Genomic DNA, 22,005 nt, shown 5'->3' on the forward strand with positions numbered 1-22,005 from the left:
GACATCACCGCATAGGCACAAAGGTCGATGGCAAATACCTCACCGAGAACAGCAAGGCGATCCACCACCCATTGGCGGGGATGCTCATAATCCTGACCAGAATAGTGGTCCTGGCCACACAGAAAGACCCGCCGCACACAGCGGCAGATACAGTGATAGTAAGACGTGGAATCCAGCGATACCTGGCTATAACGCGCTCGGGTCATGACAAGCCTCCTTGCTTATCCATCACCCAACACTACTGACTACTCAAACCCAACTACATCAGAGAACAACCACAAACCTCGTAAGACATTCCCCAATTCGTGCGTGTCCCGGTTCCTCTTCCCCGGTTACTCCTCTACGGGAAGTTGCGTAGCAACTTATATGTAATGCTACTATTGTCAGCTTCAATGACCTCGATGAGAGCACCTTTATAGCCGATTGTGTTTGAGTTAGATAAATCATACTCAACATCGTTATTGAATGCTGGCCTGGCCGTATTGTTGCTGAATTCACGGTAACCTATATTAATTTTTTCACCCACTCGGCCGCTGTATATCAGGGTTTGCTGAAAGCTATTGCCTCTTTCTGCAAGCTGCTTCCTCTTTTCATATTCCCCCTTGTAGCAAGCTTTTCCTCCGAAAACAGTAACGACGCAGAGTTCGGCCCCATCTTCATTCTTTAGCGCAAGCGCCTTAACGGGGTCTGACAAACCCCCTCTCACCACACCAATAGCTGAATAAAAGTCTTGCTTATTATCATATCCAATCTGTGAGTAATTCTTTGCTGGTATGTCATATAAAGCCCCATCAATAGTTTTTATTACATGTAATACGTTTTCTTCTGTAATGGTCCCTTTCTGAACCATGTGATCGCCAACATATACTGTAATTACTTTTCCAATTTCGGGGTAATCGACTTCTTTAACAAAAGTTTCACCACCGTTGTAGCGTACCGTTGTGCAACCAGTGATGACCACCAAGGCGACCAATACCAATAATTTCATCTTCATATTTCCCCACTTTGAAATTGATCAAGCCCAGTAATCTCAACCGAGAAATTCATGCGTGTCCCCGATTACTCTATGGGTCGGCATCTTCGTGTGCTTAACGTTTTGTCTTTAACCATAACTTCCATGTTCTATCTCTTATTTGAGAGTCCAATTCATGGATGTCCCTGATCAGCCCGTTATATCTTCAGCCATTCAAGTGGAGGAAAATCCAACAAAACCAGGAAATAAAATATCAGTCCATACCAAAGCAATACATTCTTGGTCAACATTGACCTAAACCCCAAATATTTACCTTCTAGATATCTCAACAACTGCTTCGCATGCTCATCATCTGTGTCTTTAACCAACTCTCTCAATGCCGTTATACTTTTCGGAAAGTGCTTCCAGGCTTGAATGTAGACGGGAATCACAACACCTAGACAAATGATGGCTGCTCTTTGTGGATGATCAAAGCTCAAACAGGTCAGTGCCAATGTGAATGTTAAAAGACCCAAAGCAGTATTCAGGAATTCACTATGCTTATCGGCCTCAAGTCTTATTTCATCCTCTTTAATCAATTTTGACTTCATAACTCTCTCAGCTTAATAACAGCACTGAACATGCAATGATGAAAGACTCAGGATCTTGGGTGATTAGCTATCATGTTTTCCGGGTCATGATAAGCCTCCTTGCTTATCCATCATCCAACACTACTAACTACTCGAAACCAACTACATCAGAGACTAGCCAAAAACCGCGTAAGACATCCCCCAATTCATGCGTGTCCCTGATTACCTAATACCTGATTACTCCGCCGCTAGAATGTTTCCTCAGGATCTGCCCACTCCGCAAATTCAGCATCATTCATGCGCCGATTTTCAATGATTTCCATCAAATTAATATTCGTTGTTTCCAGCGAAGGAAAAAACGAATTATCAAGCCTTTTTGAAATTTCTTTCTCAATTTGGGAATACCAGCGCTCGTCAGCTTCTTTGAAGCTAATTACATCATTCCAAACAAGAAAAATTATCTTATCATCAACTTCACTAACCACAGGCGCTATAAACACATCCGAATCTGATAGTTTAATTAATGTCAGGGCACAGGAAATCAAGTCGTCGATGTGACAGATATAACCATTCAACTTTTCCTTGTACTGTTCTTCAAGATAATCCTGTTCCTGCTCGTCCAAATCTGAGCTTTTGGCATAACGATCAAACAACGAAGGAGGGCTTTTATCTATACAGGCCTTCAAAGAACGCCCCCTGTATACATCATCATTTAGCAAATATTCGCAAGCAGCGATCCTATTTTTATACTCACTATCAATTTGTGGACGCACATTATCGCGTAATTGCAGTGTCTCCTGATTCGCATGGAATTTTCTGGTAAGTCCCAACTCCATGGCTGACTGCCTGACCGCTTGTGTGCTTTCCCTCAATTCCTTTACTTGCAACCTAAGCGAGGAAATCAGCAGCAAAATCGTGACGAACCCTAGAAATGGATTGGCAATACCGCCAACAAAATCACCGAATGCGCCCCATTCAGCCGAGCCACCCGGTTTGGAATTCATGATGAAGTTGAAATTGATGAAGTATGCAGCAATGACAAGTAGTAGAATTACAACCCCCGCAATCATGTACCCATAATAATTGGTGGCGTTAATTTCGCTGTTGTTATTTTGATCTTCGGTGCCTTCTGTTACTGCTTCGGTGGTTTCCATGCTCTCACTCATTGCTTATCGATTCTCTTATCTCCTACACCGCAAGCGGCGAATGTCTTGCATCACTGTAAACCAAGCATAGCAAGATGTGCGTGTCCCCGATTACCCACGATTACTGTTCCGATTACTCCTTCCTCGATTATTGCATCGATTAGGCTGTGATCACTTAATATCGTTTGATGCTCTATATCTCTCCCCTATATTCATAAGAACCCTAGCCTGCCCATCGTCATACTCTTTAAAGTCAACACCATACATATCATTAACGATACCGCGTTCATCGAAAACGCACATATAAGTAAAGGCATAATTAGCTTGTATTTGAGCCAAATATTCAAGCTTCATACCATATATACCTTTGACATCAAAAGGGTGAATTCTGGTTCCAGAAACCAAGACCATCTGTCCCGTAGCAACAGTTTGAACATTTGAACTAATGTAATTATGGCAAATTTGTGGCATTGCTTTCTTCATATTATTTGACATGTCCGCCAAAGCTGGATTCGCCATAAAAATGAAACCCGCAGTTATTATCTGTTTGTGCATGTCTATTATCTCCAAATCCTTTCCAACTTCCTTCCTTGAATCTAAGCCCCCAATTCATGCGTATCCCCGATTGCTCCGCCTTGCTATAGATTCACATCCTTACAATTCATTTCACCCTTTGAATCGCCTGATATGACAACAGAACACAATCTCTCAGATTTAATTTCAGCTTCATGGCCAACACACTTAACACTAACTGCCTGGTCCGGAACATCCAGATCAACAGTTGTAATCACGGAATCAGAGTAGGCGGGATATTCATTATAGATGGGAACTGAAACCATCTTAATGTCAGAACCACTTTCTCCTGCAAAACCACATCTAACGATCAAATCAACATATTTAAACCTTGATTTATTTTCGACAGTCAAGGTCACCTCGTTAGAATTAACAATTTCGGCCTCAACGAACGTTGACGCCATCGCTGCAGACTGATTGGTGAAGTGCATCTCCCCATCATGCTTCATATATATTGATAGAAAACGGACCCCAACAAAACTAAACAAGATCGCGATTCCCCAAACCCAAACGCTATGTTTCATTTATCCCCCCAACAACAAAACACGCATCTTAAATGCACCTGTAATTAAGCCACCGAGGCAAAGCCTTGAATATTCCGCCAAACCCGCGATGCAAAACCTGGTCTCGTAGCCGAATGCATCCGTGTCCCCGATTAGCACCCGTTTTCTTATCCTGATCTAGAAGCTGCTGATGCAGCTTGAGCACCATTTTTAACTACCTCAACAATCTTGGTACTCTTCTCTGTCCCTCCTCCTTCACCGCCTATATACCCTGTTGCGCTTTCAGAGAATATTGCTCGTGTCGTTTCGATCAATACCGCATCCCTCACCGCAACATCATCTGTGGCGTTAACAAATGCTTGAAAGGTCTTTAGCGCGTTTGACTTAAATTTGTTTGCGGAAGACTGGTGCTTGGTTGCCTTATATAAATTTCCACACCAAAGTGTTGCCGTTATGAGAAGCACCAAGATAAGGATTTTTGATGATATATACTGGATCGACTTTGCAACTGTATCTAAATCCGGATCAGAATTGAGGAAGTAAATCCCGAATAGAAAAGTTAACGCAGCCAGTAAAACTGTAGCCGTCAACCACTTTGAAGCAGCCCCTTCTAAATATTCGGCTTCCCCATTGAAATCAGATGTGAAATGACCCACTCCAACACTCGCAGAAGCCTCTTTTGCAGAACTAACGATCTTATCTATCTCTATCTTTTTTTTATCTGCATACTCTCTTGCAGAATCAAAATTCTCTCTGGCATCAGAGACCGATTTTGTTAAGTTTCTGATATTCTCCTGTATTTCACCTTTCTGGTAGGCTAGGTAAGGAACGTATATGTGTGCTGTTTTATAAAATGCATCCACATTCTTCTTGAGCTCGACGGCAATATTATTTCTTGCTGCAGAAGGGTTATCCTGCTCAATGGTAAAACCACGAATCTTCTCGATTACTGCATTCACACCATTGCCATGATTTATAATCGCTGATGCTATATCTTCTGGAAGTAGCTCTAGAGGAAGCAATTTAAAGTGATTACATATTCCAAAAACCCTTTCGAGATCTTTCCTTGATCCCTCAAAAGTAATACTTCCCCATTCTGGTTCTGAAACAAGACTATCAATTTTTGTTTTTGTTATTTCACTAAATACTGCTTTTAGACCTTCTTCTTGTTTTGCTTGGCTCATAATCCCCTCATCTTTCATTCAAATATGGATACAATCGAAATGTTTTGTAAGCATGATTCGAGGAGGCGCCTTTAGGTCTTACATCTTGAATACTCGAAGCATCTGACCACACGCGCCAACGCAACACTCTCCCCACCTCTTCAAGCCCCTTCTCGAATAACATTCACTCTATATCAAAAAGTTTACATCCGCTGTAAGCCATCTCTTACAAATCCACCCCCATGCCTACCAACCCACCCATGAAATCATTACGCCATCACCCACCCACAAAAAAGCCCGGCAACGCCGGGCTCAACTATTCACTATTCATTGTTAACTATTAACTCTTACCCCGCCGCCGCCTTCTCCGAATGACTCCTCAACATCCCCTCCTCCACAATAAACCCAATAATCTTCTCCAACCCCTCCACATCGTTCCTCAGATTAGAAAACGCCCAGGGCTTCTCCCCGCGCATCCGGTTGGTATCCGATTCCATAATCCCCAGATCCGCCCCCACCAGATCGGCCAGATCGATCTTGTTGATCACCAGCAGATCCGACTTGGTGATACCGGGCCCGCCTTTACGGGGAATCTTCTCCCCGGAAGCCACATCGATCACGTAGATGGTCAGGTCCGCCAGCTCCGGTGAGAAGGTGGCGCTGAGGTTGTCGCCGCCGCTTTCCACGAACACCACGTCCAGGTTGCCGAATTTGCGGGCGAGGTTTTCCACCGCCGCCAGGTTCATGGAGGCGTCTTCGCGGATGGCGGTGTGGGGGCAGCCGCCGGTTTCCACGCCGACGATGCGTTCCGGCTCCAGGGCTTCGGCTTCGGTGAGGATGCGCTGATCTTCCTTGGTGTAGATGTCGTTGGTGACCACGGCGATGTGGTAGTCGTCGCGCATGGCTTTGCAGAGTTTTTCCAGCAGGGCGGTTTTGCCGGAGCCGACCGGGCCGCCGATGCCGACGCGCAGGGGGGATTTGTGTTCGGTTGTCATGGTTGTCTCCGTTGTTCTTAATCGCCTGCAGGCAGGCTCCTACATGAATCATTCGCGGCTCAAGCGCCGCTCCTACATTGGGTGTGGGTATCTTTTCACGACCGGAACAGGCGGCAGTATTGGGTTTCGTGGAGGCTGCTGGCGATGGCCATGGCGGGGGACGAGGAGCCGATGTCATCGTCGTCCACGATCATGGCCTGCTGGGTAACGGCAGCCAGTTGGTCGCTGAAGCGGTAGAGCACCCGCTGGCCATCGCTCTGGCCCAGGGGGATGAGTTTCACCGCCACGATGACCATGTTTTCCAGCCAGCTCCACAGGTAGCCGTTCAGCGCCTGCTCCAGATCTACATTCCAGCGGGCGCAGGCCAGGGCGAAGCCGGCCAGTTGGGTCTGGCCCAGGGCCTCGCGCCACTCAGGCTGTTGCAGCTCCGGCCAGCCTGCCGCGTCCGGCAGTTTGTCCAGCACCATGGTGAGGGCCTGGCCGCGCTGGCATTCTTCGGCGCGCAGTTCGCTGGTCTCTCTCCAGGCCAACAGGGTGTCGGCCCAGTGGCTGAAGGCCTCTACATCCTGCTGTTGGCTGGCGTGGTAGAGCCGCGCCAATACCGGCAGCTCCAGGGCGCCAACGCTGCTTTCCAGCAGGCCATCGAGCCACACGTAGACGTCGTCCGCATCCTTGATCCAGCCGCACTCCACGGCCCATTCCATACCTTGCGAATAGGTGAAGGCACCGATGGGCAGCGACGGGCTGATCAGTTGCTGCAGGCGGAAGAAGGCACTGTTGCTCATGGTTGGTGATCAGCCCGCCAGCAGCATCAGACCCAGGGCTGCGCCGGCGGCCAGTACGGCACGCAGGGCCGGGGCGATTTTCTGGATCTGTTGGCCCAGTGGCAGGCCTGCCAGCATCAGCAGTACGGAGCTGGCCATAAAGCCCGCGCCAAAGCCCGCCAGGCTGCCGCTCATTTCCACGCCATGGGCCCAGCCGTGGGCGCCCAGCAGGAAGGCGACGGCGCAGGCGGCCTTGCCACGCACGCTGGCCGGGAACGCCAGGGCGGCGGCGAACAGTAAGGCCGAGGCGGTGATCAGCCATTCCATGGCCACGTGGCCACCGAGGGCGATCCCACCGGCAAAGCCGGCGGCCAGACTGATGCCGGCGGCAGCAAAACCCAGTTGTTTTTCCTTGAGGGTGGTGCCGGCCAGCAAGGCGCCAAACAGCACCAGGGCCACCAGGTGATCCATGCCGGTGACAGGATGAGTGAGGCCAGCCATCAGGCCACCGTGCACGTGGGCGCCTTCGCCGGTGTGAGCGATGGCGGCGGCTGGCAGGGCGACAGCGGCCAGGGTGAGGGCCGCGGTGCTGGCCTTGCGAGTCAGGTGTTTCATGGTGTGCTCCTTTCGTGACGACGCCCCGGGGCATCGCGTTATCTCAATGACTGTGTTCGTGTGAGTGATCGTGGCTGTGGTCGTGATCGTGCGAATGGCCGTGCCCATGGGAATGGCCATGGTGACCCCCGCCCTGCTGGTAGGCACCGGCTTCCGGTTCGAACGGGGCCTGCTCTACGTTTACGGTGACGCTGGTATCGGCACCGGGGAGCTGGCGCACCATGTCGTCGAGCACGTGGTCGTGCTGGTAACGCACGAAGCCGGTTTCGATCTGCAGGGGCACGTGGCGGTTGCCCAGGTGGTAGGCCACCTTGGCGAGCATGAGGGCGTCGTCGCACTGGATGGTGGAGACGGTTTCATCGGCGGCGATGACTTTGACCAGCACGCCATCGGCGTTGCTGAGCACATCGCCGCCACGCAGCAGGGTGCCGCGTTCCAGAAACAGGCCCACCGGCTCGCCGGTTTCCAGCAGAGCTTTCTGGCGGCTCTTGATGCGCGCATCGATGGGCAGGCTGAGGATTTTCAGCGTGCTGTTGTCGATGCCTTCCAGGGCGGTCTCGTTCAATTTTTTCGTCAGTTCGATCATGGTGTTCTCAATGTCTGTCTAAAGCGCCCCGTTAAAATAGGAAGTAGCGCTGGGCCATGGGCAGCACGTCCGCCGGGTCGCAGGTGAGCAGCTGACCGTCGGCGCGCACTTGATAGGTTTGCGGGTCCACTTCCAGGTTCGGCTGCCAGTCGTTGAGCAGCATGTCTTTCTTCTGCACGGTACGGCAGCCTTTCACCACGCCGATGCGGTTGGCCAGTTTCAGTTGCTCGGGGATGCCGGCATCCATGGCTGCCTGGGAGATGAACGTCATGGTGGTGGCCTGGCGGGCCTTGCCGTAGGACCCGAACATGGGGCGGTAATGCACCGGCTGTGGCGTCGGGATGGAGGCGTTGGGGTCGCCCATCTTGGCCATGGCGACCATGCCGCCCTTAATGATCAGGTTGGGTTTCACGCCGAAGAAGGCCGGGCTCCACAGCACCAGATCCGCCAGCTTGCCCACTTCCACCGAGCCGATTTCGTGGGCCATGCCGTGGGCCAGGGCCGGGTTGATGGTGTACTTGGCCACGTAGCGTTTGGCGCGGAAGTTGTCGTGTTCGGACGGGTCTTCCTTGAGGCTGCCGCGCTGTACTTTCATCTTGTGGGCGGTTTGCCAGGTGCGCATGACCACTTCCCCGACCCGGCCCATGGCCTGGGAATCCGAGGCGATCATGGAGAAGGCGCCGAGGTCGTGGAGGATGTCTTCGGCGGCGATGGTTTCGCGGCGGATGCGCGATTCGGCGAAGGCCACGTCTTCGGGAATGCTCGGGTCCAGGTGGTGACAGACCATGAGCATGTCCAGGTGCTCATCGGCGGTGTTCACCGTGTAGGGCCGGGTGGGGTTGGTGGAGGATGGCAACACATTGGCCAGCCCCGCCGCGCGGATGATGTCCGGTGCGTGACCACCGCCCGCCCCTTCGGTGTGATAGGTGTGGATGGTGCGATCCTTGAACGCGGCGATGGTGTCTTCCACAAAGCCGGATTCGTTCAGGGTGTCGGTGTGGATCGCCACCTGGGTGTCGGTCTGTTCGGCCACGGTGAGGCAGTTGTCGATGGCGGCCGGGGTGGTGCCCCAGTCTTCGTGCAGTTTCAGGCCGATGCCGCCGGCGGCGATCTGTTCAGTGAGCGATTCCGACAGGCTGGCGTTGCCCTTGCCCAGGAAGCCCAGGTTCATGGGGAACGAATCTGCTGCTTCCAGCATGCGCGCCATGTTCCAGGGGCCGGGGGTAACCGTGGTGGCGTTGGTGCCGGTGGTGGGGCCGGTGCCACCGCCGATCATGGTGGTGACGCCGGAGGCCAGCGCCTCGTCGATCTGCTGCGGGCAGATAAAGTGAATGTGCGAGTCGATGCCGCCGGCGGTGATGATGCTGCCTTCCCCGGCGATCACATCGGTGCCGGGGCCGACGATGATATCCACGTCGGGCTGCACGTCCGGGTTACCGGCCTTGCCGATGGCGGCGATGCGTCCGGCCTTGATGCCGATGTCGGCCTTGACGATGCCCCAGTAGTCGAGGATCAGGGCATTGGTGATGACCAGGTCCATGACTTTGGCAGAGGGGTGCTGGGACTGGCCCATGCCGTCGCGGATCACCTTGCCACCGCCGAATTTCACTTCGTCGCCGTAGACGGTGAAGTCTTTTTCTACCTGGATCCACAGGTCGGTGTCGGCGAGCCGTACCCGGTCACCGGTGGTGGGCCCGAACATGTCGGCGTAAGCCTGTCTGGACATTGTTGCCACGGTGGTTCTCCTGTTTTTTGCCAGAGCTGGCTGTCCAATCTCTGGCGAAATTTTTATCCGTAGGAGCCTGCCTGCAGGCGAAGTTTTTTGATCGCCTGCAGGCAGGCTCCTACGGCGAATGTTGTTAAAGCTGGCCCATGACCTTGCCCTGGAAGCCGTAGACTTTTCGCTCGCCGGCGTAGGCCACCAGTTCCACGGTGCGGCTCTGGCCGGGTTCGATACGTACCGCGGTGCCGGCGGGGATGTTGAGCCGGAAGCCTTTGGTTTTTTCGCGATCGAATTGCAGGGCGTTGTTCACTTCGTAGAAGTGGTAATGGGAGCCCACCTGGATGGGACGGTCGCCGGTGTTGGCTACTTCCACGGTGACGGTGTCGCGACCGGGATTGATTTCGATGTCGCCGTCCTGCACTTTCATTTCGCCGGGAATCATGGGTGCACTCCTTTACACAATCGGGTCATGGACGGTGACCAGCTTGGTGCCGTCCGGGAAGGTGGCTTCCACCTGCACTTCGTGGATCATTTCCGGCACCCCTTCCATCACGTCATCACGACTCAGAATGGTGCGTCCTTCGCCCATGAGTTCTGCCACGGTCTTGCCATCGCGGGCCCCTTCCATGATGGCAGCGGTAATCAGTGCCACGGATTCCGGGTAGTTCAGTTTCAGGCCACGGGCCAGACGGCGCTCGGCCAGCAGGGCGGCGGTGAAGATGAGCAGCTTGTCTTTTTCTCTGGGTGTCAGTTCCATGGTTTGGCGTCTCTTTCTCTTTTACCGTTTCAGGTATTCCAGATACGCGGGATGCCCGCCGGTTTGTTCAGTAGCGTCTGGCGCAGCTTCTGCCAGACCGGAATCATCAATGCCTGGATCTTTTCGCAGCGGGTGCCGAGCACGCGCATGACCAGGATGTCGTCGATCAAGGTGAGGCCGCAGGGCATGTCGCCAGCCTTGCCTTCGATCAGTTCGCGGGCCTGTTCCAGCAAGGCCTCGTTGCAGCCGGTGGCGACAAACAGGGCCTGCATAGGGAAGTTACGCAGCCCGGAGGTGGCATTCAGGTGGCGCGGCTGATCTACCTTGAGGCGTTCGATCATGACTGGCTTGCCATCACGGCTGATGCGAAAGCGCGCATCGATATTGCCCTGTTCAAAGATCTCGCTGTTCACCGGCCGCCCCAGGCAGGAAATCTCCCAGCCCATGAAGCGGGCGTTTCCGCTGAGATCGATGGTGGTGTCCATGTGCACCTTGGCGCCGGGGAAGAAGATGTTTTCCTGGGGAAACCACTCCAGGGTGCCACCGGCTTCCACGGTGAGGGCCTGACGGACCCGGGCGGTGTCGCCGGCGCTGAGATAGAACTTGGTGGCACCGGGGGTGGTGAACAGGCCATGGGCCTGGCGCCGGGCGGTGATGTCGATATCCAGACCATCGCCACCGACCACGCCACCGGGGGGATGCAGCAGGTAGATATGCGCCGTGTCGCCTTCCGGGTAGAAGGGGCGCTGCACGCGCAGCGGGCCATAATGGTGCAGGCCGGTCATCACCGTCTTGGCACCATGCCCCGTCATGGAGCATTCCAGCTGCATGTGCAGGCTGGCCTGCCAGCCACTGCCATGGCTCGGCGATGTCGGTTGCTCCCGGTGCGCCTGATCGGTTGGCACCGGCTCTTGTACGGTCACGGCCTGACCCCTTTTGCCTGACGGTGTGATATGCACCAAGTTTATGCATCAAGCGTGCCATACAAGGTGGTATACAAGTTGGCGAAGGCGGGGAGTCGACGCGGATCAGTGATGAGTTGCGAGTTGCGAGTTGCGAGTTGCGAAAGTCAAAAGCCGGATGGATGTGGTGGCAAGGTTTTTTGTAGGAGCGGGCGTTCGACCGCGATACGGCATTTCAGTCATGCCTCGGCCTATCGCGGCGGAACCGCCGCTCCCACAAAAACCCTGAGCTTAATTGAACAGCATTACTCCTTGATCAGCGGCTGGGCCACGGAGGTACAGGACATTGGCAGATTAATTGCCGCCGTTGCCTTGTGCCGCCCGCTGGCGAATGGTTTCGAAGTCCCAATCGACCAGGGTTTCACCATTACGGAACACCTTGATCAGTTGGTTCTCTTCACTATCTACACCCTCAACACCTTCACCGTTCAGGGCATCGGCGCGTACCGTCTCGACGCTCTCGTTTCTGCGTACTAACGCCAACCGGCCACGCTTGGAGCGTTTACCTGGATCGGTGATCGGATCCTTGTAGACGTCGCGCCATTCGCCGTTGATGCAGATAGCAGAGGCTTTCATGGCGAACTTCTGGGTGTCGCGGTTAAGCTTTTGAAGCAACTCGCCGCCCATGCCGAAGGCCACATTATCCGCACTCAGGCCACGGGCTTTCATTTCCTGCAGGATCGCTTCGATGGACTGGGCACAGACGCCGTCGCCCTGAATCAAGCGCACGCAGTCCGGCAGCACCCGGTAGCCTTTGCTGTTGGTGCGGTAGCCGAAACGGGCCATCAACCGTTCGATGGCTTCCGGGACGATCTCCACCGGTTCGCCGGAATCAGGACGGACCACCAGGGTGCCGCCGGCCTGCTCTACCAGCTCACGCAGTTCGCCACCCCACAGGTTGTCGATGGCGTTCCAGATGTCGTAGGAATCGCTGACTACCGCCACCACCCGGTCTTGCCCGCCGAATTGCTGGATCATGTTGGCGTAGGCCCGGGTTTCACCGTCGCGCCCCCAGCTGGTAATGGTGCTGTGCTCTGCCGCCGGGATGGAGAAGCCGGCCATGTCGGCACCGTAGTAACGGCGCGCGGCCATGATCGCGGACAGGGTATCGGTACCGGCAAAGTTAACCAGGTGTGCCATGCCACCGAGAGCTGCGGCTTCTTCCGAGGTGGCACCACGGGCACCGAAGTCGTGCAGTTTGAAGGGCAGGCTGTCGCTGTTGTCGGCGGTATCTTCCAGGTAGCGCTGGATGATGGTGCGGCAGTTGCGGGACACCGTGGCGACGGTGGTGGGATACCAGATGGCGCGCAACAGGGCGGTTTCCACATAGCTGGTGAGCCAGGCGCAGTTCGGATCGGTGTTCATGACCTGCACCAGCACATTACCGGTGGGCACCACGGTGCCTTCCGGCACGGCTTCGATTTCGATGGGCAGGTAACCGTCGTAGTTGTCGAGAATGTAATCCCAGCCCGGACGGTTGAAGGGAACGCCGTGCGCAACACAGACCGCCTCGGCTTCTTCGATATCCGCTTTGCTGATCGGGCGACTCAGGTATTCCTTGAGGAAGGCCTGCAGGCCGAAGAACACGGTGTCGCGGTAGCGACCACCACGGGATTCGATATAGCTGGAGACATACTCGGCACCGGCCGGGTATTGGGCGAAGTGAGAGGTCTTGTAGGAATCGGTGTTGAGAATCAGGTTACGCATGACGGAGTTCCTCCTGTCGATTGTGATTGGCGCCGGTCTTTCCAGCACGCTGGCAGCGATCCGCTGCTCGGCACTGACGGGTCCCGTCGTGCCGATGAATATATATTGGCGATACGCCACTAATGTGTCAACTGTTTTTTACGGGGCCTTTGCGGCTGATGCATACAAGGTGGCAATCGCGGTCGAACGACCGCTCCCCCAAGGGACGCTAGCCCAGGTCTACAGGCTCGCTGAGGCAGATAATGCCCTGACGTGTTTCCGCCTTGCCTGCCAGCTGCGGGTAGACCTGCGGATCCGCATGGAAGGCCAGGTCCAGGGTGAGGGTGCTGCCGGTCGCAGCCAGTCGTTCGGCGCGCAAGTAGTTGGCACCGGCCATGGCCTGGGTTGTCATGGTTGCCTGCAGAGGGGCACCCCAGCGGGTGAGCTGAAAGCCCCGGCTTTCCAGCCACTGAGTGAGTGGCTGCAGTACGCGTGAATCGTTGGGCAACAGCAGGTCCACATCCGACGGTGTTACCGCTTCGCCCTTCAACCAGCGAGCGAAACTGCCGATGACCATGGCCTGCGGGAAATCCGCTTGCAGTAACTGAAGCAGTGACATTGCGGCATCCCGGTCACAGACGCGGGCGCTGTTTTGCGCCACCAGCATGTATTCATGGGCGCGGTTGCTGCGCGGTGAGGTGCTGTCGGTGTGGGGACGGTCGTAAACAATGACTCGCTCCTCGATAAAACGGAATCGTTCGGCCAGCAGCCGTGCCACATCCCAGGCCTGGGGTACCCAGAGGCCATCCAGTTGCAGGTTTTCGGCACCGACTACGATGTAAGCCCCCGGTTTGATGATCGGCTTGAGTGCCTTGAGAATGCCGCGCACTTTTTGCAAAAAGTGTGCGTAGCTGCCCGCGCCGTAGAGCTGGCCATGGTGAGCGCTTTCCATGCCGCAACCGAAATACGGCAAGCTGGTGAGCACCAGGTCGACGGGTTCCATGTTCGCCAGTGCGGTTTCACAGTCGCCCTGGATCAGGGTGGCGTGCTCAAGGCCCAGCTCATCGAGTCGCTGGCGCGCCGTGTGCAGACGGCCCGGTTCAATTTCGATACCGACACCTTGCCGACCTTCCTGGCAGGCCGCGACCAGGGTGGACGCAAAGCCGGCAAAGGGGTCCAGCACCCGATCACCGGGTTGGGACAACTCGCGCACGAAAGGCCGCATCTGTTCTACCCAGCCCCGGTCACGGGCAGCAAACGGGTCGTTGCTGGCGAGGGTGTGATCCAGGGCATGGGTGTCCTGGTTGGCGTCCAGGTGCAGCCAGCTATTGGGCATGGGTGATGTCTCCGTTGACGGCGTGGATCAGGACATGGCGCTCCGGATTCCAGTCCGCGCACAGGTTGCCGTTGGCATGGAACACCAGTTTGAAGATCTGGCCGCTGTCATGCTTTTCGTGCAGGCGCTGATAGTTGGAAGATTCAAAGGTGACGGTCAGGCCATCACTTTCGATTACCAGATTGGAAAAGTAATAGCCGTGGGTGGCCTGCCGCAGGCGGGTGCCCTGTGCCGGGGGATGAGCTTCCAGAAAGGCCTGCAGCAGGCCCGCCACAGACACTCGCGACGCGCTGATATAGCGCTGGGTGCCGTTGGCGCGGTAGCGCTGATCCAGTTGCGACATTTCCCTCAGGATCACATGACGTACCCCCAGCGAGCGAGCCCAGTCCAGATAACGCTGCAGGGCGGCGAGGCTGTCCACCCCGCCCTGCTGCACCAGACACACCAGCTTGACCTCTGTGAGTGCGCCCAGTTGTGCGACACACTCACGAAAGTGGTCCGTGATCATGACCCCTTCGTGGGAACGAAAGCGCATGATCTGCTGGTTGGTAACGGTGTCGGGATGGTGCCGCGACAGCTCCACCCAGTCGAAGGCGAAACTGCGGATGGCCGCGGCCAGCTCCGCATCCTCCCCCAGCGCAGTGAGCCCGGCACCATTGCTGTACAGCACCCTGCTCTCCACCGGGCTCACCGCCGCATGGGACGACAGGCAATCCAGCAGGCGCAGAAACCAGTCACGATGGTCGGTCATTTCCAGGCCCGACAGGGAATAAGACAACGGCAGACCGCGTAGCGCCGCCAGCGCTGTCTGCAGCTGGTTGAAGTAGTTCGTGCCCGGGCGCAGCAGGCTGGCGTGGGTGCCGGTATCGCCCTTTTCTCGCAGGTTTTCCGAGCAGAACCGGCAGCGGGCGGAGCAGGGCTGCACCGCGGCGTAGGGGGTCAGCGTTACCGGTTGGGCGACCCGCCAGGTGCGCTCACCAATGCGCTGATGATGCCAGCGACTGGCGTCCTCCGGGTGGGGTTCCCGGAAGACGGTGGTGGCCAGCTCATGCTGATAGCGCTGTATAACGGCGTCCAGTTCCATGCCCTGCTCACGTTCCCGGTCAGATCAACCCGAGGATGTCCTGAATGATGAAGTAGTGATCTTCGAACAACCGCTCCGGGGTCAGTTCGCCCAACGGTACCCAACGTGCCTGGCGGGCATCGTCACCGCCCTTCACTTTTGGCAGGCTGGCATTGGGCTCCAGTTCCATATAGAACGCGTGGGTGATGGTGCGGCCGCGAGCGGAACGGTAGGGGTCGTCGTAGACTTCCTGTCGGCGGATGGAGCCTTTGAGTACCGGGGCCGGAACTTTCAAGCGGGTCTCCTCGCGCAGTTCCCGCAGGCAGGCATCCAGCAACCGTTCACTGCCATCCACAAAGCCACCGGGCAACGCCCACAACCCCTTGCCGGGGCTGGCGCGACGCTCCACCAGCAACACATGGCCGGACTGCACCACCACACCATCCACCGTCACGAAGGTGGGCGCATAGGGCGCGGACGACCAGGCATCGCGGTATTTGCGCACGAAGGCGATTTCATCGCGGATGTGCTGGTAAGCACCGGCATCATTGGCAAAGCCAGTGAGGTAGGACGCCACTGCTGACGGCAGCACGTCCGTATCGACCAGCGAGGGGAGCAGTGTTTCCGGGGCAGCGGAAAAGTAACGCTCGCGAATCGGCGTGGCGCTGATCTGCCGCACGTTGTCTACGCCCACTGCGGACCACTGCGGGAACAGGTTCAGATAAAAACCGGTGTGATCCTTGCGGTGCCCGATCAGGGCAATGCGCGCTGGCCGGTGCGGGGTGGCGTGATGGGCGGTGACCATACCGGCGACGGTGGCCTGCACGTTTCGCACCCAGGCTTCGTCATTGTAGGGCACGTCCATCAACGGCAAACACAGCAAGCGCTGGTTTTCACTTTCCGTCAGGCAGGCGCGCACCATCTGTTCTCGCTCCTGGTGAGTCCAGGGGTTGCGGGGATTGCGAGCCTGCCAGGCGGAACCGATCAACAAGATTAATCGTTCGGCTTTCTCCAGACCGGTGCGCACCACCTGCAGGTGACCGGCGTGAAAGGGCTGAAAGCGGCCAATAAAGACCGCGAAATCGAATTCGTACTGCATCAGCAAGCTCCTTGCCGTGGATGTGGGCAGCAAGTCTGTCTCGCTGCCGTGAACCGGTTGCCTGAACCGGTGTTGCTCTGTATTGTTGGCTAACTGCCACTATATAGCAACCCCCTGGTGATCGAACCATGACCTACCGCTCAGAAGCCGACTTCCTCAAACAGTACAACGCCAGGGACTACGACAGCCCACTGGTTACCGTGGACGTGGCGATCTTTACCCTGCACGAAGGCGCCCTGCAGGTGCTACTGGTGGAACGGGGCGACTTTCCGCACAAGGGGCGTTGGGCCTTACCCGGCGGTTTTATCGACATTCACAGCGATGACGACCTGGACGCCTGCGCCCACCGCAAGCTGAAGGAAAAAACCGGTGTCGCCGCGCCGCTGCTGGAGCAGGTGTGTAGCAAGGGCAACGGCCTGCGCGATCCCCGTGGCTGGTCTGTCACGGCCTTGTACATGGCGCTGATCCCCCATGCCCCTACCGCAGACTTCGTGGCGTCAGTTAACGATGCCCGCTGGTGGCCGCTGGATCAGCTCGGAGGCATTGAGCTGGCGTTCGATCACCGCAGCCTGATTGCCACAGCGCGGGAGCGTTTGAAGAACAAGACAGCCTATACCGTGCTGCCGGTTCATGTGCTGAAACGCCCTTTCACTCTGACCCAGTTACAGCGTGCGTTCGAACAACTGATGGATGCCACCCTGGAAAAGAAATCGTTTCGTCGGCGCATTCTCAATGCGGAGATTCTCGAAGAAGTGGGCGAAGGCATTCCCGAAGGGGGGCGGGGCCGGCCTGCGGCACTCTATCAACCTGCCACCGGCTCCGAACAACATCTGTTTGCGCGGGTGTTTGGTGAAGGCCTGTAAAGGCCCATCAAGAGGAAAGCATCATGAACACACTCAAGGATCGTTTCATCGGCGCGCTAGCCGGGCTTGCCTGCGGTGATGCGGTGGGCACGACGGTGGAATTTTCACCCCGAGGCAGCTTTGCTCCGGTCACCGACATGACAGGCAACGGCCCCTTCAACCTGAAAGCCGGTCAATGGACCGACGACACCTCCATGGCCCTGTGTCTGGCTGAAAGCCTCGTTGAAAAGCAGGCCTTTGATGCCCGCGACCAAATGAGTCGCTATTTGAACTGGTGGCAATGGGGCTACCTTAGCGCCACCGGCAGCTGCTTTGATATCGGCAACACCGTGCGCGACGCTTTGGCTCGTTTCCGCGATACCGGCGAACCCTACTCTGGCGACACCGCAGCCCATACCGCTGGCAATGGCTCACTGATGCGGCTGGCTCCGGTGGTGCTGTTCGCCCATCCTGCCCCAGATCACTTGCGTGAACTGGCGGCACTCAGTTCCCGTACTACTCACGGCGCAGCGGAGGCGGTGGAATGTTGTGAGCTGTTTGCCCTGTTGCTGGACCGTTGTTTGCGTGGCACTGACAAGGCATCACTCATGCAAAACCTGGCTGACCAACACTGGCAGGAAGCCAAGGTGCAGGCCCTGGCCGGCGGGGATTTTCTGCAAGCGGGTTATGACGACATTATCGGCTCCGGCTACTGCATCCAGTCACTGGAAGCCGCGCTATGGTGTTTCTTCCATACCGACAATTACCGCGACGCCATCCTTGCCGCCACCAACCTGGGCGATGATGCAGACACCACCGCCGCCATCACTGGACAGATTGCGGGGGCATTTTATGGGGCGTCCGCTATTCCTGAAGAATGGATAGACAAACTCGCCATGCGGGATGACATCGTTACGCTGGCTACGTCCCTTTTTGAACGAACGCACAAGATCCAAACTTCGGCTGGGTTGGTGCTCCAATCGTGAAAGACAAGATCGCCTGCTGGCAGTCCCCTACGGCGGATCAGTGACGAGTTGCGAGTTGCGAGTTGCGAAAGTCAAAACCCGGAAGGGTGGGGTGGCAAGGTTTTTTGTAGGAGCGGTGGTTCCACCGCGAATGGTTAGCCGCGCCACGGCTATCGCGGTCGAACGACCGCTCCCACAGGGGGGTATCTTCTCGTGAGGAACTATTGGCTCCGCCACCCTTCGGGTGATTCCGTGCTGCGCACGGTTCGTCCCCTGGAAGGGAACTCCTACAGCATTGTTCGACAAGGTGTTGTGCAATAAAAAGCCCGGCATTGCCGGGCTTTTGCTGTTAACTGTTCACTATTAACTGTTAACTGCCTTTACTCCACCGTCACCGACTTGGCCAGGTTACGGGGTTGGTCTACGTCGGTGCCGCGCAGCACGGCCACATGGTAGCTGAGCAACTGCAGCGGCACGGTGTAGACGATGGGGGCGATGGTTTCCGGGACGGCGGGCATGTTGAGCACGTGGATGCCTTCGCCTTCTTTCACGTGGGCGTTCTTGTCGGCGAACACATACAGCTCACCACCACGGGCACGCACTTCCTGCAGGTTGGATTTCAGTTTTTCCAGCAGTTCATCGTTGGGCGCTACGGAGACCACCGGCATGTCGCTGTCCACCAGTGCCAGCGGGCCGTGCTTGAGCTCGCCCGCCGCATAGGCTTCGGCGTGAATGTAGGAAATTTCCTTGAGCTTGAGCGCGCCCTCCAGTGCCACAGGGAATTGCACCCCACGGCCGAGGAACAGGGCGTGGTGTTTTTCCACGAAGTGCTCGGAAAGCTTTTCGATGGGCTTGTCCAGGGAGGCGGCCTGTTCGATCAGGTTGGGCAGCTGGCGCATTTCAGCCAGCACTTTTTCGATCTCGCTGTCGGCGAGGCCCTTCTGACGCCCCAAAGCCAGCACCATCATCAGCAGGCCTGCCAGCTGGGTGGTGAACGCCTTGGTGGAGGCCACGCCGATTTCCGGACCAGCCTTGGTGAGGAACACCAGTTCGGATTCGCGCACCAGGGAAGAGCTGTCCACATTACAGATGGCCAGACGACCCACGTAGTTGGGAGACTGAGTGTCACGCAGGGCCGCCAGGGTATCGGCAGTTTCGCCACTCTGGGAGATGGTGACGAACAGGGTGCCTTCCGGCACCACGTGCTTGCGGTAGCGGAATTCGCTGGCGACCTCTACCTGACAGGGAATGCCGGCGATGTCTTCCAGCCAGTAACGAGCCACCATGCCGGCATGGTAGCTGGTACCACAGGCAACGATCTGTACGGTCTTCACTTGATCGAAAATCGCCGGGGCTTTTTCACCGAACGCCTTGATCAGATCTGCCGGGGAATCGATACGATCTTCCAGGGTTTTCTGGATGGCCGCCGGCTGCTCGAAGATTTCTTTCTGCATGTAGTGGCGGTATTCGCCCTTCTCGGCATCTTCATGGGTACCATCGAATTCATGGGCTTCACGGACAACGGAATCGCCGTCGGCATCGACGATGCGCACGCCGTCGATGCTGATTTCTGCCTGGTCACCTTCTTCCAGGAAGATAAAGCGGTTGGTCACCGGCAGCAGGGCCAGCTGGTCGGAGGCGATGTAGTTTTCATCGATGCCGAGACCAATCACCAGCGGGCTACCGGAGCGTACCGCAATGAGTTTGTCGGGCTCGGATTTGTGGATCACACCCAATGCATAAGCACCGTCGAGTTTTTTCACCACTTGCTGAACGGCGCCGAACAAATCCACACCGGTTTCCAGTACCTGGTGCAGCAGGTGAACGATGACTTCTGTATCCGTCTGGGAGGTGAATTCGTAGCCCTGTGACTGCAACTCGTCTTTCAGTTCCTGAAAGTTTTCGATGATGCCGTTGTGCACCAGCGCCAGATCACTGCCGGACATGTGTGGGTGAGCATTGGCTTCCGAAGGCTTGCCGTGGGTGGCCCAGCGGGTGTGCGCCACACCGATGAAGCCGGCTGCGCTCACTTCGGTCACGGCGTCTTCCAGACCTGCCACCTTGCCCTGACGACGTACCCGGGTAATGCCCTTGTCGTTTAGCAAGGCAACACCCGCGCTGTCATAGCCACGGTATTCCAGACGCTTGAGACCGGTGATCAGGATGTTGCCTACATTACGCTGGGCGATGGCGCCGACGATTCCACACATGTGTTTTTTCCTAAAGCTGTTGCCTGCCGGGTCCGTTCATTGCGGCGGAGATGGGCTTTCGCCCATTTCCGCCCTACGAGAAAAGGCGAACCCGATACAATCCGTTATTTCTTGGTTGGGCGCTTCCAGTTCGCCACGTTGCGCTGCTGGCCACGGGCCACGGCAAGGCCGTTGTCATCCACGTCCTTGGTCACGGTGCTGCCGGCCCCCACTGTGGCATTCTCGCCGATGGTGACGGGCGCTACCAGTGAAGAATTGGAGCCGATAAAGGCACCATCTTTCAGGATCGTCTGGAACTTGTTTACACCATCATAGTTACAGGTAATGGTGCCAGCACCCACGTTAACGCCTTTGCCAATCTGGCTGTCACCAATGTAGGTGAGATGGTTGACCTTGGAACCTTCGCCTACATAGGACTTCTTGGTTTCCACAAAGTTGCCGATCTTGGCCTTGTCGGCCAGTTCAGTGCCCGGACGCAGTCTCGCGTAGGGGCCGATGGTGCAGTTGTCACCGACCACCGATCCATCGATCAGGCTGTTGGCTTCGACGACCGTGCCGGCACCAATATTGGCATCGCGGAGAATACAGTTGGGACCGATAGTGACACCTTCCTCGATGGTCACGTCCCCTTCCAGGATCACGTTTACGTCGATGATCACATCGCTGGCGATCTGTACGCTGCCGCGAATGTCCAGACGGGCGGGATCGCGCAGGGTGACACCATCACGCATCAGGGATTCGGCCTGTGCCAACTGGAAGATCCGCTCCAGGCGGGACAGCTGTACCCGGTCATTCACCCCATCCACTTCCCAGGCGAATTGCGGCTGCAGGGTTTCCACGGTAAGACCGGACTGCACTGCCATGGCGATCACGTCGGTGAGGTAGTACTCACCCTGGGCATTGTTGCTGGACAACTTGGGCAGACAGTCTGCGAGGAAGGAACGGGTGCAGGCGAGAATACCGGTGTTGATTTCCTGGATGCCCAGTTCATTTTCCGTGGCATCTTTCTGCTCAACGATACGCTGCACGTTGTTCTGGCCATCACGGACAATACGGCCATAACCGTTGGGGTCGTCCAGAGTCAGAGTCATCAGGGCCAGGGTCTTGTCGTCTACGCATTCGACAAAGTCACGCAGGGTTTCCGGGCGAATCAGCGGCACATCGCCGTACAACACCAGCACGATGTCTTCCTTCACCGAGGGCATGGCCTGGGCAACAGCATGGCCGGTGCCCAGCTGTTCCGCCTGCTCGGCCCACTGCAGGTTGTTGCCGGTGACGGTGGCCTGCACCTGATCGCCACCATGGCCGTAAACCACCACGGTGTTGTCGGCGTTGAGGCTGCCGGCGGCGTCGACCACATGTTGCACCATGGCCTTGCCGGCCACTTCATGGAGAACTTTTGGCAAGGCACTCTTCATGCGAGTACCTTTTCCGGCGGCGAGGATTACAACAGCTAGACTCATACCCTGTCCTTAT

The 22,005-nt window shown here is 56.4% G+C and carries 22 protein-coding genes and 1 pseudogene; 2 read left to right on the plus strand and 21 right to left on the minus strand.

The window, feature by feature from the left end:
* From Y5S_RS13050 to Y5S_RS13140, 19 genes and pseudogenes are all read right to left on the minus strand, one after another.
* Positions 1-206 (minus strand): annotated as a pseudogene (locus Y5S_RS13050) (transposase); the annotation flags it as partial.
* A gap of 134 nt (positions 207-340) precedes the next feature.
* A complete protein-coding gene (locus tag Y5S_RS13055) occupies positions 341-988 on the minus strand; it encodes a hypothetical protein (protein WP_035233702.1) in 648 nt (215 codons plus the stop codon).
* Between the two features lie 182 nt (positions 989-1,170).
* Positions 1,171-1,563 carry a hypothetical protein gene (locus Y5S_RS13060; RefSeq protein ID WP_035233557.1) on the minus strand — a complete coding sequence of 131 codons (393 nt, stop codon included), beginning with the start codon at positions 1,561-1,563 and terminating at the stop codon, positions 1,171-1,173.
* Positions 1,564-1,790: 227 nt separating this feature from the next.
* Positions 1,791-2,696 carry a hypothetical protein gene (locus Y5S_RS19210; protein ID WP_052041604.1) on the minus strand — a complete coding sequence of 302 codons (906 nt, stop codon included), beginning with the start codon at positions 2,694-2,696 and terminating at the stop codon, positions 1,791-1,793.
* A 162-nt stretch (positions 2,697-2,858) separates the two neighbouring features.
* Entirely contained in the window at positions 2,859-3,242 is a 384-nt protein-coding gene (locus tag Y5S_RS13070) for a hypothetical protein (protein ID WP_035233558.1), read from the minus strand.
* Positions 3,243-3,325: 83 nt separating this feature from the next.
* A complete protein-coding gene (locus Y5S_RS13075) occupies positions 3,326-3,784 on the minus strand; it encodes a hypothetical protein (RefSeq protein ID WP_035233559.1) in 459 nt (152 codons plus the stop codon).
* Between the two features lie 146 nt (positions 3,785-3,930).
* Positions 3,931-4,947 carry a hypothetical protein gene (locus Y5S_RS13080; RefSeq protein WP_035233560.1) on the minus strand — a complete coding sequence of 339 codons (1,017 nt, stop codon included), beginning with the start codon at positions 4,945-4,947 and terminating at the stop codon, positions 3,931-3,933.
* 326 nt (positions 4,948-5,273) lie between these two features.
* Complete coding sequence (gene ureG / locus Y5S_RS13085) at positions 5,274-5,921, minus strand: urease accessory protein UreG (protein WP_035233562.1); 648 nt, start codon at positions 5,919-5,921, stop codon at positions 5,274-5,276.
* A gap of 95 nt (positions 5,922-6,016) precedes the next feature.
* Positions 6,017-6,706 (minus strand): urease accessory protein UreF, encoded by a 690-nt coding sequence (locus tag Y5S_RS13090; protein WP_035233564.1) that lies wholly within the window; start codon positions 6,704-6,706, stop codon positions 6,017-6,019.
* A gap of 9 nt (positions 6,707-6,715) precedes the next feature.
* A complete protein-coding gene (locus Y5S_RS13095; protein WP_035233565.1) occupies positions 6,716-7,300 on the minus strand; it encodes a HupE/UreJ family protein in 585 nt (194 codons plus the stop codon).
* 43 nt (positions 7,301-7,343) lie between these two features.
* Complete coding sequence (ureE, locus tag Y5S_RS13100) at positions 7,344-7,886, minus strand: urease accessory protein UreE (protein ID WP_035233567.1); 543 nt, start codon at positions 7,884-7,886, stop codon at positions 7,344-7,346.
* A 31-nt stretch (positions 7,887-7,917) separates the two neighbouring features.
* A complete protein-coding gene (ureC, locus tag Y5S_RS13105) occupies positions 7,918-9,612 on the minus strand; it encodes an urease subunit alpha (protein ID WP_269319447.1) in 1,695 nt (564 codons plus the stop codon).
* A gap of 133 nt (positions 9,613-9,745) precedes the next feature.
* Positions 9,746-10,051, minus strand: coding sequence for an urease subunit beta (locus Y5S_RS13110; protein WP_035233572.1), 306 nt, complete (start codon positions 10,049-10,051; stop codon positions 9,746-9,748).
* Between the two features lie 12 nt (positions 10,052-10,063).
* Positions 10,064-10,366: an urease subunit gamma gene (gene ureA / locus Y5S_RS13115; RefSeq protein WP_035233573.1), complete on the minus strand. Its 303-nt coding sequence runs from the start codon at positions 10,364-10,366 to the stop codon at positions 10,064-10,066.
* A 29-nt stretch (positions 10,367-10,395) separates the two neighbouring features.
* Positions 10,396-11,289 (minus strand): urease accessory protein UreD, encoded by an 894-nt coding sequence (locus tag Y5S_RS13120; RefSeq protein ID WP_052041605.1) that lies wholly within the window; start codon positions 11,287-11,289, stop codon positions 10,396-10,398.
* A gap of 333 nt (positions 11,290-11,622) precedes the next feature.
* On the minus strand, positions 11,623-13,035 hold the full coding sequence (locus Y5S_RS13125) for a nicotinate phosphoribosyltransferase (protein WP_035233575.1): 1,413 nt from the start codon (positions 13,033-13,035) through the stop codon (positions 11,623-11,625).
* Positions 13,036-13,243: 208 nt separating this feature from the next.
* Entirely contained in the window at positions 13,244-14,350 is a 1,107-nt protein-coding gene (locus Y5S_RS13130; protein ID WP_052041606.1) for a class I SAM-dependent methyltransferase, read from the minus strand.
* Positions 14,340-15,434 carry a PIN domain-containing protein gene (locus Y5S_RS13135; protein ID WP_052041607.1) on the minus strand — a complete coding sequence of 365 codons (1,095 nt, stop codon included), beginning with the start codon at positions 15,432-15,434 and terminating at the stop codon, positions 14,340-14,342. Before Y5S_RS13135 ends, Y5S_RS13130 begins: the two co-directional genes overlap by 11 nt.
* Positions 15,435-15,453: 19 nt before the next feature.
* Entirely contained in the window at positions 15,454-16,512 is a 1,059-nt protein-coding gene (locus Y5S_RS13140) for a bifunctional nicotinamide-nucleotide adenylyltransferase/Nudix hydroxylase (protein ID WP_035233577.1), read from the minus strand.
* 128 nt (positions 16,513-16,640) lie between these two features.
* On the opposite strand from Y5S_RS13140, the gene Y5S_RS13145 reads away from it, so the two are divergent.
* Together Y5S_RS13145 and Y5S_RS13150 are read left to right on the plus strand one after the other, a co-directional pair.
* The gene (locus Y5S_RS13145; RefSeq protein WP_022985894.1) at positions 16,641-17,375 is read left to right on the plus strand and encodes an NUDIX domain-containing protein; all 735 of its coding nucleotides are present in this window, start codon (positions 16,641-16,643) and stop codon (positions 17,373-17,375) included.
* Positions 17,376-17,398: 23 nt separating this feature from the next.
* Complete coding sequence (locus Y5S_RS13150; protein ID WP_052041608.1) at positions 17,399-18,340, plus strand: ADP-ribosylglycohydrolase family protein; 942 nt, start codon at positions 17,399-17,401, stop codon at positions 18,338-18,340.
* A 359-nt stretch (positions 18,341-18,699) separates the two neighbouring features.
* Here Y5S_RS13150 and glmS read toward each other — a convergent pair whose 3' ends face one another.
* A complete protein-coding gene (gene glmS, locus Y5S_RS13155; protein WP_035233580.1) occupies positions 18,700-20,529 on the minus strand; it encodes a glutamine--fructose-6-phosphate transaminase (isomerizing) in 1,830 nt (609 codons plus the stop codon).
* Positions 20,530-20,633: 104 nt separating this feature from the next.
* Positions 20,634-21,992 carry a bifunctional UDP-N-acetylglucosamine diphosphorylase/glucosamine-1-phosphate N-acetyltransferase GlmU gene (gene glmU / locus Y5S_RS13160; protein WP_035233582.1) on the minus strand — a complete coding sequence of 453 codons (1,359 nt, stop codon included), beginning with the start codon at positions 21,990-21,992 and terminating at the stop codon, positions 20,634-20,636.
* Positions 21,993-22,005: the final 13 nt, after the last annotated feature.

Origin of the sequence: Alcanivorax nanhaiticus (genome assembly GCF_000756665.1) — a bacterium.
Classification (GTDB): Bacteria; Pseudomonadota; Gammaproteobacteria; order Pseudomonadales; family Alcanivoracaceae; genus Alcanivorax; species Alcanivorax nanhaiticus.